Here is a 16,622-nt window from a genome sequence, read left to right on the forward strand (position 1 = left end):
CAATCCACGAAGACGCGGCGTGCGCGCGGCGCATGCACGAACAAGGTGCAGGCCAAGGCGGCGGACAAGTTTTGTCCGCTACGTGCGATTCCGAACAAAACGGAAGCGTCCGTATGAAGGATAATGTTCTTTATTGTCGTTTTTAATACTGACACACGAGACCCATGCACACAGTCGATGATCACCGCGAGAACGCCACCGACGCACCCGCAGCACCTGCGGTCGCCCGCGCTCCCGCACGCGCTCCCGCCCTGCCCGCGCCGGTGGTGAGCTGGCTGCAAAGGGTCGAAGCGGCGGCGCACCCGCAGCCCAAACTGACCGACGAGGTCGCCGATCCGAAGGCGGTGCAATACAAGTTCGTCTACGTGATGGCCCCGACCAGCGGCGGGCGCCATGTCGCCATCTGCCTGTGCAAGGCGCGCCTGCGCCCGAACGGCGACGTCGCCGCGGCCAGCCCGGTGAGCGAAGTGTTCTCGCTGCTGTCGGCGCCTCCCGCTTACCTGGAAGGCGACGACGTCGACCTGGTGCGCTTCTTCATCGCGATGCGCAGCGGTTCGGCCCAGGGCACCAGCGCCACCGAACCGAAAGGCAAAGTGGGGGCCATCCTGCTGGAGATGCTGCTTGAACAAGGCAAGCTGCTGTGGGCGAACTCGTGGTCCGACATGGCCAATGGCCTGGTCTATCCGCTGCAGGGCGGCCCGACCCGGCTTGCGAGCCTGGCATGGCGCGACGAGGGCCGCGTGGCCAAGCTCGGATGGTCGGTGGAACCGGCCAAGGGCGCCACCCACAGCGCGGCCGACCAGATCGACTACATGCTGCCGACCGACCCGCCGTGGTATATCGACAACCTGTCGATCGGCCCGCTCGAACTGAATCGCGGCGGCATCGACATCTCGCTGGCCGAACTGCAGGCCCTGGTGGCCCAGGCCCCGGCGCTCACCGGCACCGACAAGAAGCGCGTCTCGCAGCTGCTGCTGGCGCACGGCCTGCAGCAGCTCATGCCGCTGCCGCAGCCGCTCACCCAGCGCCTGCGCAATGACGTCAAACCAATACCGCACCTGCTGCTCGAATCGGTGCAGATGGCCGACGGCGGCACAGCGCGCTGGCACGACTTCGCCGTGCTGGCCTACGACTACGACGGCCAGCGCGTGTCCTTCGACCCGGCGCAGCGCGTGGTACGCCAGATCGGCGACGTCACCGAAGTCATCGAACGCGACCCGAAGGCCGAAGCCGCGGCGCTGAACAAACTGAATGAAATCGGTTTCCGCAAGCCGGCAACCGCGCCGTTCAACGCCATGGCCGGCGCGCTGGCGCTGGACAGCCAGGCGCACTGGCTGCGCTTCGCCGAGAACGACCTCGATGCGCTGTCCGACGCCGGCTGGCACGTGCAGAAGTCGGCCAAGTACCGTTACGACGTGGTGGCGGTCGAAGACTGGTATGCCGACATCGACGAACCGGCCGAGGCGGGCAATGCCTGGTTCGAACTGGAACTGGGCATTATCGTGGCGCGCAAGCGCGTGCCGCTGCTGCCGGTGCTGGTGCAGCTGATCCGCAGCGCCCCGGGCGATTTCGACCCGGCCGTGCTGGCCGCCCATGCCGAAGCCGACCAGATGCTGGCCACCTTGCCCGACGGCGTGCGTGTGGCGCTGCCGTGGGGCCGCCTCAAGCCGATCCTCGCCACGCTTGGCGAGCTGTACTTCAATGACAAGATCAAGGCGCGCATGCGCCTGTCGACGCTGGACGCGGCGCGCCTCGAAGACCTGGCGCGCGGCCTCGAGCTGCGCTGGACCGGCGGCGAGCGCCTGCGCGAAACCGGCCGCAAGCTGAGCCAGTTCGGTGCGGTCAAGAAGGTCGAGCCGCCGGCCGGCCTGCAGGCCACGCTGCGCGACTACCAGCTCGACGGCCTGTCGTGGATGCAGTTCCTGCGCGAGTACGACCTCGGCGGTATCCTGGCCGACGATATGGGCCTCGGCAAAACCGTGCAGACCCTGGCGCACATCCTCATCGAGAAAGAAGCGGGCCGCCTGACCAGCCCGGCCCTGGTGATCGCGCCGACCAGCCTCATGACGAACTGGTTCGACGAAGCAGCGCGTTTCGCGCCGAGCCTGAAGGTACTGCTCCTGCAGGGCAAGGAGCGCATGGACCTGTTCGACCAGATCGACAGCGCCGACATCGTGCTGACCACCTACGCACTGCTGCCGCGCGACGAGGAAAAGCTGCGCGAGCACCACTATCACCTGGTGATCCTCGACGAATCGCACTACATCAAGAACACCCGCTCCAAGGCGGCGCAGACGGCCGGCTCGCTCAATGCCAACCACCGCCTGTGCCTGTCCGGCACGCCGCTCGAGAACCACCTGGGCGAGCTGTGGTCGCAGTTCCACTTCCTGCTGCCGGGCCTGCTGGGCGACGAAAAAACCTTCAACAGCCAGTTCCGCCACCCGATCGAACGCCAGGACGACGCGGTGCGCCGCATCCTGCTGAGCCGTCGCATCAAGCCTTTCCTGCTGCGCCGGACCAAGGACCACGTGGCCAAGGAACTGCCGGAAAAGACCGAGATGGTGCGCCGCATCGAGCTGTCCGGCCCGCAGCGCGACCTGTACGAAACCGTGCGCCTGGCGATGGACAAGAAGGTGCGCGACGAGATTGACCGCAAGGGCGTGGCGCGCAGCCAGATCGTCATCCTCGAAGCCCTGCTCAAGCTGCGCCAGGTCTGCTGCGACCCGCGCCTGGTGAAGGCCATGCCGGGCAAGAAGAACACGTCGGCGGTGTCGGCCAAGCTGCTCGACCTGATGCAGATGGTCGAAGACCTGCTGCAGGAAGGCCGCAAGATCCTCGTGTTCTCGCAGTTCACCAGCATGCTGGCCCTCATCGAGGAAGAACTCGCCGCGCGTGGCATCCGCTACGCCCTGCTCACCGGCGAAACGCGCGACCGGTCGGCCCAGGTGGCCGCCTTCCAGCAGGGCGCGGTGCCGATCTTCCTGATCAGCCTGAAGGCCGGCGGCGTCGGCCTCAATCTCACCGCGGCCGACACCGTGATCCACTACGACCCGTGGTGGAACCCGGCGGCCGAAAACCAGGCCACCGACCGCGCCTGGCGCATCGGGCAGGATAAACCGGTGTTCGTCTATAAGCTGATCGCCAAGGGCACGCTGGAAGAAAAGATCCAGCTGCTGCAGCAGAAAAAGTCGGAGCTGGCGGCGTCGATCCTGTCCGAAGGCGAATCGCAGAAGATGGCGCTGACGCAGGAAGACCTGCAAGCGATCTTCGCGCCGCTGGAAGACTAAATTTCAGCGTGGTTGATAAAAACGCGGCGCTTGGCATTAGCCAGCGCCGCGTTTTTCGTAGGGTGGGCAGGTTTCCTGCCCACGCGTTCAACCAGCGTCAAATGGACGATCCGCGTTTCATCACCGTATAGTTGAACGCGCGGGCGGCATCCACGGCGCAGGCGAATCGCATTCACGGGTATAGCCGCCCACCCTACGAAAAACGGGACGCATGCGTCCCGTTCGTCATTCATGCACACCCGAAGTTTTACTTGTAAAACGCCTCGACCTTGCCCTTCAGCTTGATCAGCATCGGCTTGCCCCTTCGATCGAGCGTGCGGCCGGCGGCGACCTTGATCCAGCCTTCGCTGATGCAATACTCTTCCACGTCGTGGCGATCCTTGTCGTTGAAGCGGATGCCGATGTCGTGCTGGAAAACGTCGCGGTGATGAAAAGGGCTGCTCGGGTCGATCGAGAGCCGGTCCGGAAGTGGGGGGAGGGTAGCGGTATCGTTCATAGACGCGAATTATCCACCAAGTGCGCGCGGCGTGGCGCATTTTTCATCGCGACGGCAGACGATGCGGGCGTCTCCCCCAGGGCCGGGCGGCCGACGCGTATATACAAATAGGCAAGACCAACGATATACTGAACAACAAGGTGGATGACAATATCCATTGTCTCATTAATGACAGGAAGTGCCCGATGACCCGTTGCACGGCTGCTGATTCCCATGTTGGCATGGACCTCCACTTCCGCACCATCGCCGAAATCGCCGGCGACATCGCCTTCAGCATCGACCTGCCGTCGCACCGGCTGCGCTACCTGAGCCCGGCATTTTCCGCACTGCTGGGCATGGATGCCGGGGCGCTGCAGGAAGCGATCGCGGGCAGCGGCGCGCACGAAGCGCTGGGGGCACTCGGCATGCATCTCGCTTCCTGTGGCGGCATCCGGCCAGGGGAGCGCCGCGTGCAGGAAGTCGACGTGCGCAATGCGGAGGGTCACCCGGTCGGGCTGCAGGCTATCGCCACGGTGGTGCGCAACGAGGATGGCAGCTGCTCGCTGGTGGGACTGCTGCGCGACCTGTCGGCCCAGCGTGCCCACCTGGCCGACCAGCGCCGCTTCGCGAGCATGCTGAACCACGAATTCCGCACGCCGCTGGCGACCATCGACGGCGCGATCCAGCGGCTGGAGGCGACTTCGTCGCATGCGGAAGAGCCGGTGCGCCAGCGCTACCGCAAGATCGCGGCCGCGACCGATCGCCTGATCGCCATGCTGGATGAATATTTATCGCCGGATCGCCTGGCCGCGATCGGCAAGGTGCGCCAACCGAACACGATCGCCGCGCGCGAACTGCTGGCAGAGGGCGTGAAACAGCTGCGCGAGGCGGGTCGCCAGGCGCAGGTAGAAGCCGAAGAACTGACGCTGGGACTGCGCGGCGAGCCGGAAGGATTACGGCTGGCGCTCAAGGTCCTGGTCGACAATGCGCTGCTGTTTTCGCCGGCCGGTTCCAGGGTGGCCTTGGGCGCACGCCGCAGCGGCAGCGGGGTCGAATTCACGGTGCGCAACGAAGGCGGCGGCGTGCCGCCGGAGGACGCCGCGCACATCTTCGACAAGGGCTACCGCGGCAGCAATGCCGCCGGCCTGCCGGGCAGCGGCCTCGGCCTGTACCTGGCGCGTTCGATCGTCGACGTCCACGGCGGCATGCTGAAACTGGGAAACACGAGGGATGGTGCAGAATTCAAGCTCTGGCTACCCGCCATGGATATTAGCGGGCAACAACGACTTGCCTCATCCTCTCCCAACAGTGATAATCGGACCGATCATTAACATGGCCAATCCATGACGCAGATACTGATTGTTGAAGACAATGGCGAGTACGCCGACGACATGGCCGAGTTCCTGCGCGAGCTCGACCACGACGTCACGATCGCCAAGACCGCGAGCGAGATGTGGGCGGCGCTGACGCGCACGCCGGCAGCGGTCGTCGTGCTCGACCTCGGCCTGCCGGATGAAGACGGTTTCAACGTCATTCCACGGATGCGCCAGCTGTATCCCGAGATCGGGCTGCTGGTCCTCACCGGCCGGGTCGCGTTCGACCACCGCATCCTCGGCTTGCGCCTGGGGGCCGACCATTACCTGACCAAGCCGATCAAGTTCCCCGAACTGGCGGCGCACATCGAAGCGCTGGACCGCCGCGTGCGTCCGGCCGACCCGGCGCCGGCGCCGAGCAAGTGGACCTTGCGCGTCAGCGCGCGCCAGCTCGAGCTGGCCGGCAAGATGATCGACCTGACCGAAAAGGAGTGCAATTTCCTGCACCTCCTGACCATCAATACCCGTCCGGTACCGCGCCAGGTGATCGTGGCCGGCATGGGCGGCGAAGACCCGGACGCCAGCCGCCGGGTCGACATGCTGGTCTACCGCCTGCGCAAGAAAGCCCGCTCCGGCCTCGGCCAGGACTTGCCCCTGCGCAGCGCCTACGGCGAAGGCTACAGCCTGTCCGCCGGCTTCACCCTCGCCTGATCCGCCTCCGGCACGCTTAATCAGGGACAGAGTCAGCCGTATTTTCGGCCGGCTTGCGATTAATTGGGGACAGAGTCAAATTTCTCGGCTAAAATGCTTGCTCGACTTTTGAGCACGCCATGGCACGCCTTCCCCGACTCATCATCCCGAACCAGCCGCACCACGTCATCCAGCGCGGCAACAACCGCCAACCGATCTTCCGCGACGAGGCCGATTACCGGCACTTCCTCGCCTGGCTGAAAGAAGCGGCACGCTTCTACGAGGTGGCCATCCACGCCTATGTGCTGATGCCCAACCACCTCCACCTGCTGGCAACGCCTTCCAACGAGTCCGGCCTGGCGCTGATGATGCAAAAGGTCGGCCGCTTCTACGTCCCCTGGTTCAATAACAAGTACGAGCGCAGCGGCGGCCTGTTCGAAGGGCGTTTCCGCACCTCGCTGATCGACACCGAGCATTATTTCCTGGCCTGCAGCCGCTACATCGAACTCAATCCGGTGCGCGCCGGTCTGGCAGCGGCGCCGCTGGACTATCCCTGGTCGAGCTACGCCCATCACACCGGCGTGCGCGCGGACGGCCTGGTCACCGATCACCTGCTCTACTGGGGCATGGGGAATACGCCCTTCCAGCGCGAAGTCGCGTATACCGAACTGGTCATGCAGGGCATCCCCCAGGACGAAGTCGACTTCGTCACCACCTCGGTGCTGAAGAACCAGCCGCTGGGTTCGGATGCATTCAAGGCCGAACTGGAGCGCCGCACCAAGCGGCAGATCCTGCCGGCCAAGCGTGGGCGGCCGTTCAGGGAGCCGATTCCGCCGCTTCAGCAAGCATAAGCAATCACCAATCGATCAAGGGCACGATTATTCGTGCCCTTTTTTTATCCAGCGCCTGTATTAACACGGCCAATCCATCGCATTGTGAACTCCCGGCCCGGCGCCGGGCTTCAATGCAGCACGTTACTTATCCAAGAAAATCAATCGCTTAGCGATAAAAAGGGCAGCTTCCGACGCGCGCGTATGACTCTGTCCCTAATTAAACGCAAGTTTAAAAAGTTGTCAAACAATTCGACTCTGACCCTAATTATTGGGCTTGCGAGTTCTGCTGCATTGCACTATTCTCGATTTTCAACCCTCGATTAAGCTGTGGAGATTGCCTCATGATTGCCCAAGGTTTGTACGATCCCGCCAATGAACACGATGCCTGTGGTGTCGGTTTCATCGCCCATATCAAGGGCAACAAGAGCCACTCGATCATCGAGCAGGGTCTGCAGATCCTGAAGAACCTGGACCACCGCGGCGCGGTCGGCGCCGATGCCCTGATGGGCGACGGCGCCGGCATCCTGATCCAGATCCCGGACCAGTATTTCCGCGACGAGATGGCCAAGCAGGGCGTCGAACTGCCGCCGCCCGGCGAATATGGCGTCGGCATGGTGTTCCTGCCGAAAGAACACGCTTCGCGCATCGCCTGCGAACAGGAAATCGAGCGCGCCGTGCGCATCGAAGGCCAGGTCGTGCTCGGCTGGCGTAACGTGCCGGTCGACGAGACCATGCCGATGTCGCCCTTCGTGAAAGCGAAAGAGCCGGTGATCCGCCAGATCTTCATCGGCCGCGGCCCGGACATCATGGTGACCGACGCGCTCGAGCGTAAGCTCTACGTCATCCGCAAGTCGTCCGGCCACGCGATCCAGGCCCTGAAACTCCTGCACGGCAAGGAGTTCTTCGTACCCTCGATGTCGGCCCGCACCATCGTCTATAAGGGCCTGCTGCTGGCCGACCAGGTCGGCGTCTACTACAAGGACCTGCAGGATCCGCGCTGCATCTCGGCGCTGTCGCTGGTGCACCAGCGCTTCTCGACCAACACCTTCCCGGAATGGCCGCTGGCCCACCCTTACCGCCTGATCGCGCACAACGGCGAGATCAACACCGTCAAGGGCAACTTCAACTGGACCCGCGCCCGCGAAGGCATGCTCAAGTCCGCCGTGCTGGGCGACGACCTGGGCAAACTCTTCCCGCTGATCTACGAAGGCCAGTCCGACACCGCCTGCTTCGACAATGCGCTGGAACTGCTGGTGATGGCCGGCTATCCGGTCGCCCAGGCGATGATGATGATGATCCCGGAAGCCTGGGAAAACCACACCTCGATGGACGACAACCGCCGCGCCTTCTACGAATACCACGCCGCGATGATGGAACCGTGGGACGGCCCTGCCGCCATGGCCTTCACCGACGGCCGCCACATCGGCGGCACCCTGGACCGCAACGGCCTGCGCCCGGCGCGCTACGTGATCACCGAGGACGACCTGGTGGTCATGGCCTCAGAATCCGGCGTGCTGCCGATTCCGGAATCGCGCATCGTCAAGAAGTGGCGCCTCCAGCCGGGCAAGATGTTCCTGATCGACCTGGAAGCCGGCCGCATCATCGACGACAAGGAGCTGAAGGACACCTACTCGAACGCCAAGCCCTATAAAGCCTGGATCAAGTCGGTGCGCATCAAGCTCAACGAAATCAAGCTGTCCGAATCGCAGCTGGCGCAGAACCGTACGAAAGACCAGCCAGCACAAGGCGAGAAGGTCGCGATTCCGCTGCTGGACCGCCAGCAAGCCTTCGGCTACACCCAGGAAGACCTCAAGTTCCTGATGGCGCCGATGGCGGTGCTGGGCGAGGAAGCCACCGGCTCGATGGGCAACGACTCTCCGCTGGCGGTCATGTCGAACAAGCTCAAGCCGCTGTATAACTACTTCAAGCAGCTGTTCGCGCAGGTGACCAACCCGCCGATCGACCCGATCCGCGAAAGCATGGTCATGTCGCTGGTCTCCTTCATCGGTCCGAAGCCGAACCTGCTGGACACCAACAACGTCAACCCGCCGATGCGCCTGGAAGTGTCGCAGCCGGTCCTGGGCTTCGACGACATGGCGCGCCTGCGCGGCATCAGCTCGCACACCGGCGGCAAGTTCAAGTCGTACGAGCTGAACATCTGCTATCCCGTAGCCTGGGGCAAGGAAGGCATCGAAGCGTCGCTGGCTTCGCTGTGCGCGGAAGCCGTCGATGCGGTGAAGTCGGGCCACAACATCCTGATCGTCTCGGACCGCAACATGTCCGGCGAACAGGTCGCGATCCCGGCGCTGCTCGCCACCTCGACCATCCACCAGCACCTGGTCGGCCGCGGCCTGCGCGCTTCCACCGGCCTGGTGGTCGAAACCGGCTCGGCCCGCGAGACCCACCACTTCGCCCTGCTGGCCGGCTACGGCGCGGAAGCCGTGCACCCTTACCTGGCCCTGGAAACGCTCAGCGAGCTGGCGCATAACCTGCCGCACGAGATGGATGCCGAGAAGGCGATCTACAACTACACGAAAGCGGTCGGCAAGGGCCTGATGAAGGTGATGTCCAAGATGGGCATTTCCACCTACATGTCCTATTGCGGCGCGCAGATCTTCGAGGCCGTGGGCCTGAACAAGTCGCTGGTCGACAAGTACTTCCGCGGCACCTCGTCCACCGTCGAAGGCATCGGCCTGTTCGAAGTGGCGGAAGAGGCGCTGCGCCTGCATTCGCTGGCCTTCGGCGCCGACCCGGTGCTGGCCAACGCGCTCGACGCCGGCGGCGAATATGCCTTCCGCGTGCGTGGCGAGGACCACCTGTGGACCCCGGACGCGATCGCCAAGCTGCAGCACTCGACCCGCGCCAACAACTTCAGCACCTACAAGGAATACGCGCAGATCATCAACGACCAGAGCCGCCGCCACCTGACCCTGCGCGGCCTGTTCGAGTTCAAGATCGACCCGTCGAAAGCCATCCCGCTGGAAGAAGTCGAGCCGGCCAAGGAGATCGTCAAGCGCTTCGCTACCGGCGCGATGTCGCTCGGCTCGATCTCGACCGAGGCGCACGCCACGCTGGCCATCGCCATGAACCGCATCGGCGGCAAGTCGAACACCGGCGAAGGCGGCGAAGACCCGCGCCGCTACATGGGCGAGTTCAAGGGCATCAAGATCGCCAAGGGCGAGACCCTGGCCTCGATCCTGGGCTCGGACCGCGTGGTGGCCGACATCCCGCTGGAAGAGGGCGACTCGCTGCGCTCGAAGATCAAGCAGGTGGCGTCGGGCCGCTTCGGCGTCTCCGCCGAGTACCTGGCATCGGCCGATCAGATCCAGATCAAGATGGCGCAAGGCGCCAAGCCGGGCGAAGGCGGCCAGCTGCCGGGCCACAAGGTGAGCGAGTACATCGCCAGCCTGCGCGTGTCGGTGCCAGGCGTGGGCCTGATCTCGCCGCCGCCGCACCACGACATCTATTCGATCGAAGACCTGGCGCAGCTGATCCACGACCTCAAGAACGCCAATCCGAACGCCTCGATTTCGGTCAAGCTGGTGTCGGAAGTCGGCATCGGCACCGTCGCCGCGGGTGTGTCGAAGGCCAAGGCCGACCACGTGGTGGTCGCCGGCCACGACGGCGGCACCGGCGCCTCGCCGCTGTCCTCGGTCAAGCATGCCGGCACCCCGTGGGAGTTGGGTCTCGCGGAAACCCAGCAAACCCTGGTGCTGAACGGCCTGCGCAGCCGCATTCGCGTGCAGGCCGACGGCCAGATGCGTACCGGCCGCGACGTGGTGGTTGCCGCCATGCTGGGCGCCGACGAAATCGGTTTTGCGACCGCACCGCTGGTGGTCGAAGGCTGCATCATGATGCGCAAGTGCCACCTGAACACCTGCCCGGTCGGCGTCGCAACCCAGGACCCGGTCCTGCGCGCCAAGTTCCAGGGCAAGCCGGAACACGTGGTGAACTACTTCTTCTTCGTGGCCGAAGAAGCGCGCCAGCTGATGGCGCAGCTGGGCATCCGCAGCTGGGACGAACTGATCGGCCGCACCGACCTGCTCGACAAGGCCAAGGCGGTCGGCCACTGGAAGGCGCAGGGCCTGGACTTCTCGAACATCTTCTACCAGCCGAAGGTCGAGTCGCCGCGCGCCCTGTTCCACACCGACGGCCAGGACCATGGCCTGGACAAGGCGCTGGACCACAAGCTGATCGCGCAAGCCAAGGCCGCGCTGGAGAAGGGCGAACGCGTGTCCTTCATCTCGCCGGTGCGCAACCTGAACCGCACCGTGGGCACCATGCTGTCGGGTGAAGTGGCCAAGCGCTACGGCCACGCTGGCCTGCCGGACGACACCATCCACATCCAGTTGCAGGGCACCGCGGGCCAGTCGGCCGCGGCCTTCCTGGCGGCGGGCATCACGATCGACCTGGTCGGCGAAGGCAACGACTACGTCGGCAAGGGCCTGTCCGGCGGCCGCATCATCGTGCGTCCGAACACCGAGTTCCGCGGCTGGGCGGTGGACAACATCATTGTCGGCAACACCGTGATGTATGGCGCGATTTCCGGCGAAGCCTTCTTCAACGGCGTGGCCGGCGAGCGCTTCGCCGTGCGTAACTCGGGCGCCGTCGCGGTGGTCGAAGGCTGCGGCGACCACGGTTGCGAATACATGACCGGCGGTACGGTCGTGGTGCTGGGCGAGACCGGCCGCAACTTCGCGGCGGGCATGTCGGGCGGCGTCGCCTACGTGTACGACCCGAAGGGCGAATTCGAAGGCAAGTGCAACACCACGATGGTGAACCTGGAACCGGTCTTGAGTACCAAGCAGCAGGGCCAGGAAGGCCAGGCCGGCTGGCACAGCCAGGTCCGCAACGGCGAGCGCGAGTCGGACGAAACCATCCTGCGCCGCCTGATCGAGCGTCACTTCAAGCACACGGGCTCGACCCGCGCGCGCAACCTGCTGGATGACTGGGCCAACAGCCGCACCAAGTTCGTCAAGGTCTTCCCGACCGACTACAAGCGCGCGCTCGAGGAGATGCACAACTCGAGCATGGAAGAAGCGAACGACAAGATCGAGCTGGCCGCCTAACGCTACTAATCGGAAATAAGGAAAATACAACGTGGGCAAAATCACCGGCTTCATGGAATTCGAACGGCAGGAAGAGGGTCACCTCGAGCCGCTAGATCGCGTCAAGAACTACAAGGAATTCGTGCTGACCCTGACCGACGGCCAGGCCAAGGTCCAGGGCGCGCGCTGCATGGATTGCGGCATCCCGTTCTGTAACACGGGCTGCCCGGTCAACAACCAGATCCCGGACTGGAACGACCTCGTCTATCACGGCAACTACCGTGCGGCCGTCGAGAACCTCCATTCGACCAACAACTTCCCCGAGTTCACCGGCCGCATCTGCCCGGCGCCCTGCGAATCGGCCTGCACGCTCGGCATCAACGACGAGCCGGTCGGCATCAAGTCGATCGAGCGCAAGATCGCCGACGCCGGCTGGGAGCACGGCTGGATCGTGCCGCAGCCGGCCGCCAACAAAACCGGCAAGAAGGTCGCCGTGGTCGGCTCCGGCCCGGCCGGCCTGGCCGCCGCCCAGCAGCTGGCGCGCGCCGGCCACGATGTGACGGTGTTCGAGAAGAGCGACCGCCTCGGCGGCCTGCTGCGCTACGGGATCCCCGACTTCAAGATGGAGAAGGACCTGATTGACCGCCGCGTCGAGCAAATGAAGGCGGAAGGCGTGGTGTTCCGCACCAGCGTCCTGATCGGCAAGGATTTCCCTGCCACCGTCAGCAACATGGCGCGCGACACCATCTTCCCGGAAGACCTGGAAAAGGACTTCGACGCCGTGGTCCTGGCCGGCGGCGCCGAGCAGCCGCGCGACCTGCCGGTCCCGGGGCGTGACCTGAAGGGCGTGCACTTCGCGATGGACTTCCTGCCGCAGCAGAACCGGGTCAACGCCGGCGACAAGCTGAAGGACCAGATCAAGGCCACTGCCAAGCACGTGGTCGTGATCGGCGGCGGCGACACCGGTTCCGACTGCGTGGGCACCTCGAACCGCCATGGCGCAGCGTCCGTAACCCAGTTCGAACTGATGCCGATGCCGCCCGAGCAGGAAAACAAGCCGCTGGTCTGGCCCTACTGGCCGACCCGCCTGCGCACCTCGTCCTCGCATGAGGAAGGCTGCCAGCGCGACTGGGCAGTCGCCACCAAGCGCCTGGAAGGCAAGGGCGGCAAGGTCGAGAAGCTGGTCGCCTGCCGCGTCGAGTGGAAAGACGGCAAGATGGTCGAGGTGCCGGATTCGGAATTCGACATGAAGGCCGACCTGGTCTTCCTGGCAATGGGCTTCGTGTCGCCGGTGCAGAACGTGCTGGATGCCTTCGGCGTACAGAAGGATGCGCGCGGCAACGCACGCGCCGCCACCGAGGGCGACAAGTCGTACCAGACCTCGAAGCCGAACGTCTTCGCAGCCGGCGACATGCGCCGCGGCCAGTCGCTGGTGGTGTGGGCGATCCGCGAGGGCCGTCAATGCGCCCGCGCGGTGGACGAGTTCCTGATGGGAAGTTCGGTGCTGCCGCGGTAAGGCGCAATACCGGGACAAAAGCGGCTTCGGCCGCTTTTTTTTGGTCGTCAGGGAATACTGTGGATATGGTCCAACAGACAAGCAGTATTTACCGCTTACCGACACACTTATGTGCGTGCCCGCACGACATATAGATGGGCAATGTCCGTACGCTAGGTCTTATTGCAGTGCATCAGTCGACACAAAATTATATTTGCACGAATGGATACATTCACAAATGTATGTAGCGTTGCTTTGCGGAATTAGTTGATTATATTCAATATTTGGGGTTTTGTTAGTTATACATATCCCTTAAAAAACAGCATCTTAGAAGCGGGAATATCTGACTCATCGGTTAGTTTTGTTGCAACAGCGCGTCGCGGCGGCGGCCCGAAATGGGGCAGCGCAAGCGGGGCTTAAGCTTTCTGCACTACAATAACGGATTACCCAAATATTAATCACGCTGTGTCCAACCTAGTCGAAATCCGCGATCTGCACTTTGCGTACGGAGAGCGTTCCATCCTGTCGAACCTGCGCATGGACTTCCCGCGCGGTAAGCTCGTGGCCGTCATGGGCGGTTCGGGCTGTGGCAAGACCACGGTCCTGAAGCTTATTGGTGGCCAGATCCGTCCGCAGCGCGGCGAAGTGCGCGTGGGCGGCGAAGTCGTGCACCAGCTCAATACCGAAGGCCTGTACCGGCTGCGCCGCCGCATGGGCATGCTGTTCCAGTTCGGCGCCCTGTTCACCGACCTGTCGGTGTTCGACAACGTCGCCTTCCCGCTGCGCGAGCACACCGACCTGCCGGAAGAGCTGATCCGCGACCTGGTGCTCATGAAACTGAACGCCGTCGGCCTGCGCAATGCGCACCGCCTGAAGCCGGCCGAGATCTCGGGCGGCATGGCGCGCCGGGTTGCCGTGGCCCGCGCCGTGGCGCTCGACCCGGAACTGATCATGTACGACGAGCCCTTTGCCGGCCTCGATCCGATCTCGATGGGCGTCACCGCCAACCTGATCCGCAACCTGAACGACGCGCTCGGCTCGACCTCGATCCTGGTGTCGCACGACGTGCACGAGTGCTTCGCGATCGCCGATTACATTTATTTCATGTCGGCGGGCAAAATTGTTGCCGAAGGCACGCCGGACGACCTGCGCGTCTCGGAAGACCCCTACGTGAAGCAGTTCGTCAATGCCGCGCCGGATGGCCCGGTGCCCTTCCACTATCCGGGCAAGTCGCTGGCCGACGACCTCGGCCTGGGAGTGCGCAAATGATGATCACGCGCCTGCTGGAAACCATTGGCCGCAACGTGCGCGAAGCCATCGCCAGCGTCGGCTTCGCCACCCGCGCCTTCTTCAACCTGCTCGGCGTGACGCCCGGCGCGTTCCGGCGCCCGTCCCTGATCTCGGAGCAGATCCACTTCATCGGCAACTACTCGCTGGTGATCATCATCGTGTCCGGCCTGTTCGTCGGCATGGTGCTTGGCCTGCAGGGTTATTACACGCTCAACCAGTACGGCGCCGAGCAGGCGCTGGGCCAGGTGGTGGCCCTGGCCCTGGTGCGCGAACTCGGGCCGGTGGTCACCGCGCTGCTGTTCGCCGGCCGCGCCGGTACCTCGCTCACCGCCCAGATCGGCCTGATGAAGGCCGGCGAGCAGCTGTCCGCCATGGAAATGATGGCAATCAATCCGGTCCAGCGCGTGCTGGCGCCGCGTTTCTGGGGCGGCGTGATCGCCATGCCGATCCTGGCCGCCATCTTCTCGGCCGTGGGCGTGTTCGGCGGCTACCTGGTCGGCGTGCAGCTGATCGGCGTGGACGAAGGGGCCTTCTGGTCGCAGATGCAGTCCGGCGTGGATGTGCGTGCTGACGTACTGAACGGTGTACTCAAAAGCTTTATCTTCGGTATCGCGGTGACGTTCACGGCGCTGTTCCAGGGTTACCAGACCAAGCCGACCCCGGAAGACGTGTCGCGCGCCACCACGCGCACCGTCGTCATCGCGTCGCTGCTGGTCTGGGGCCTGGACTTCATCCTGACCGCACTCATGTTCAACAAATGAGTGTTCAATAAGTAATTGCTAGACAACTAATCAAGATCTACTAGGGTATTCGTATGCACCGCAAAACTATCGACGTCTGGGTTGGCCTGTTTGTCCTGCTGGGCATGGCCTCGCTCCTGTTCCTGGCCCTGCAGGCAGGCAACATGAGCACGATCTCGTTCAGCAAGACCTACGCCGTCACCGGCAAGTTCGACAACATCGGCGGCCTCAAGCCGCAGGCGCCGGTGAAGAGCGCCGGCGTGGTGGTCGGCCGCGTGGGTGAAATCACCTTCGACGACAAGACCTTCCAGGCGCTCGTGCGCCTCGATATGGAGCCAGGCTATAAATTCCCTAAAGACAGTTCGTTGAAGATCCTGACCTCTGGCCTGCTAGGCGAGCAGTACATCGGCATCGAACCGGGTGGCGACACCCAGAACCTGGTCGAGGGCGACCGCATCAACCGTACCCAATCGGCGACGGTGCTCGAAGACCTGATTAACCAATTTATCTATAGCAAGGCCGCTGAAGGAAAGGAAGGTAGTGAATGAAACACTTGCCATACCCCCGCGTGCACGGCCTGGCAGCAATCGCCGCCGCGCTGCTGCTGACCGGCTGCGCCACGACGCAGAACCCACAGGATCCGCTCGAAGGCTATAACCGCGCTGTCTACACGTTCAACGATGCGGTCGACCGTACCGTCCTGAAGCCGACCGCCACCGCCTACAAGAAGGTGACGCCGGGCTTCGTGCAGACCGGCGTGAACAATTTCTTCGGCAACCTGTCCGACGCATGGAGCGCGGTGAACAACCTGCTGCAAGGCAAGGTCGAGAACGGCATGGGCGACGTCACCCGGGTTGCGGTGAACTCGACCTTCGGCATCTTCGGCCTGCTCGACATCGCGTCGGAAGCCGGGATCCAGAAGCACAATGAAGACTTCGGCCAGACCCTGGGCGTCTGGGGCGTTCCAAGCGGCCCCTTCGTGATGTTGCCGATCCTGGGCCCATCGACGGTGCGTGACACCGCCGCGCTGCCGGCCGATTTCGGCGGCGATATCTGGAAGTACAAGGAGCCGGCCAACTGGCGCAACATCGGCGCCGCCGTGCGCGTGGTCGATAAACGCGCTACCCTGCTGGATGCGGGCAACCTGCTGGACGACGCCGCGCTGGACCGCTACGAATTCATTCGCGACGGCTACATGCAGCGCCGCCAGAGCCAGGTGTACGACGGCAACGTCCCGCGCGCTCCGGAAGAGCACTCCGGCGATCCGGCGGAAGCTGCCACCAGCAACGCGGAACCGGCCGCCGACCCGGCCGGCAAAGCCAGCCAGGCCACCGATACGCCGCGAAGTGATAACCCCTTGTAACAAGTCCTTACATACCGACGTCATCCGTAGGCAAGAAGAAGAGTTAACAGGGGATGTCCCGCCGGCCATGCGGCACGGCGGGCCCCAC

11 protein-coding genes are annotated in these 16,622 nt (G+C 64.0%); 10 read left to right on the plus strand and 1 reads right to left on the minus strand.

Annotated features, from left to right (window positions below; translation table 11 throughout):
* The first annotated feature begins 164 nt into the window (after positions 1–164).
* Positions 165–3,287 (plus strand): DEAD/DEAH box helicase, encoded by a 3,123-nt coding sequence (locus AC56LU_RS13555; RefSeq protein WP_497176130.1) that lies wholly within the window; start codon positions 165–167, stop codon positions 3,285–3,287.
* Positions 3,288–3,534: 247 nt separating this feature from the next.
* On the opposite strand, the gene AC56LU_RS13560 is transcribed toward AC56LU_RS13555, so the two are convergent.
* Positions 3,535–3,783, minus strand: coding sequence for a DUF3297 family protein (locus AC56LU_RS13560; protein ID WP_497176131.1), 249 nt, complete (start codon positions 3,781–3,783; stop codon positions 3,535–3,537).
* Between the two features lie 221 nt (positions 3,784–4,004).
* On the opposite strand from AC56LU_RS13560, the gene AC56LU_RS13565 reads away from it, so the two are divergent.
* The 9 genes from AC56LU_RS13565 (at position 4,005) to AC56LU_RS13605 (ending at position 16,534) form a co-directional block, all read left to right on the plus strand.
* Positions 4,005–5,093 (plus strand): PAS domain-containing sensor histidine kinase, encoded by a 1,089-nt coding sequence (locus AC56LU_RS13565; protein WP_497176132.1) that lies wholly within the window; start codon positions 4,005–4,007, stop codon positions 5,091–5,093.
* 12 nt (positions 5,094–5,105) lie between these two features.
* Positions 5,106–5,786: a response regulator transcription factor gene (locus AC56LU_RS13570; protein WP_497176133.1), complete on the plus strand. Its 681-nt coding sequence runs from the start codon at positions 5,106–5,108 to the stop codon at positions 5,784–5,786.
* A gap of 119 nt (positions 5,787–5,905) precedes the next feature.
* Positions 5,906–6,616: a transposase gene (locus AC56LU_RS13575; protein ID WP_497176134.1), complete on the plus strand. Its 711-nt coding sequence runs from the start codon at positions 5,906–5,908 to the stop codon at positions 6,614–6,616.
* A 323-nt stretch (positions 6,617–6,939) separates the two neighbouring features.
* Positions 6,940–11,667, plus strand: coding sequence for a glutamate synthase-related protein (locus tag AC56LU_RS13580; RefSeq protein ID WP_497176135.1), 4,728 nt, complete (start codon positions 6,940–6,942; stop codon positions 11,665–11,667).
* Positions 11,668–11,698: 31 nt separating this feature from the next.
* On the plus strand, positions 11,699–13,162 hold the full coding sequence (locus AC56LU_RS13585) for a glutamate synthase subunit beta (protein WP_497176136.1): 1,464 nt from the start codon (positions 11,699–11,701) through the stop codon (positions 13,160–13,162).
* Between the two features lie 444 nt (positions 13,163–13,606).
* Positions 13,607–14,410, plus strand: a complete 804-nt coding sequence (locus tag AC56LU_RS13590; protein WP_497176137.1) for an ABC transporter ATP-binding protein — start codon at positions 13,607–13,609, stop codon at positions 14,408–14,410.
* Positions 14,410–15,192 (plus strand): lipid asymmetry maintenance ABC transporter permease subunit MlaE, encoded by a 783-nt coding sequence (mlaE, locus tag AC56LU_RS13595; RefSeq protein WP_497176268.1) that lies wholly within the window; start codon positions 14,410–14,412, stop codon positions 15,190–15,192. The genes AC56LU_RS13590 and mlaE overlap by 1 nt, the downstream gene beginning before the upstream one ends.
* A gap of 53 nt (positions 15,193–15,245) precedes the next feature.
* Complete coding sequence (gene mlaD, locus AC56LU_RS13600) at positions 15,246–15,719, plus strand: outer membrane lipid asymmetry maintenance protein MlaD (protein ID WP_497176138.1); 474 nt, start codon at positions 15,246–15,248, stop codon at positions 15,717–15,719.
* Complete coding sequence (locus AC56LU_RS13605) at positions 15,716–16,534, plus strand: MlaA family lipoprotein (RefSeq protein ID WP_497176139.1); 819 nt, start codon at positions 15,716–15,718, stop codon at positions 16,532–16,534. The genes mlaD and AC56LU_RS13605 overlap by 4 nt, the downstream gene beginning before the upstream one ends.
* Positions 16,535–16,622: the final 88 nt, after the last annotated feature.

The sequence above is a fragment of the Telluria sp. PB2R4 genome, assembly GCF_059685695.1.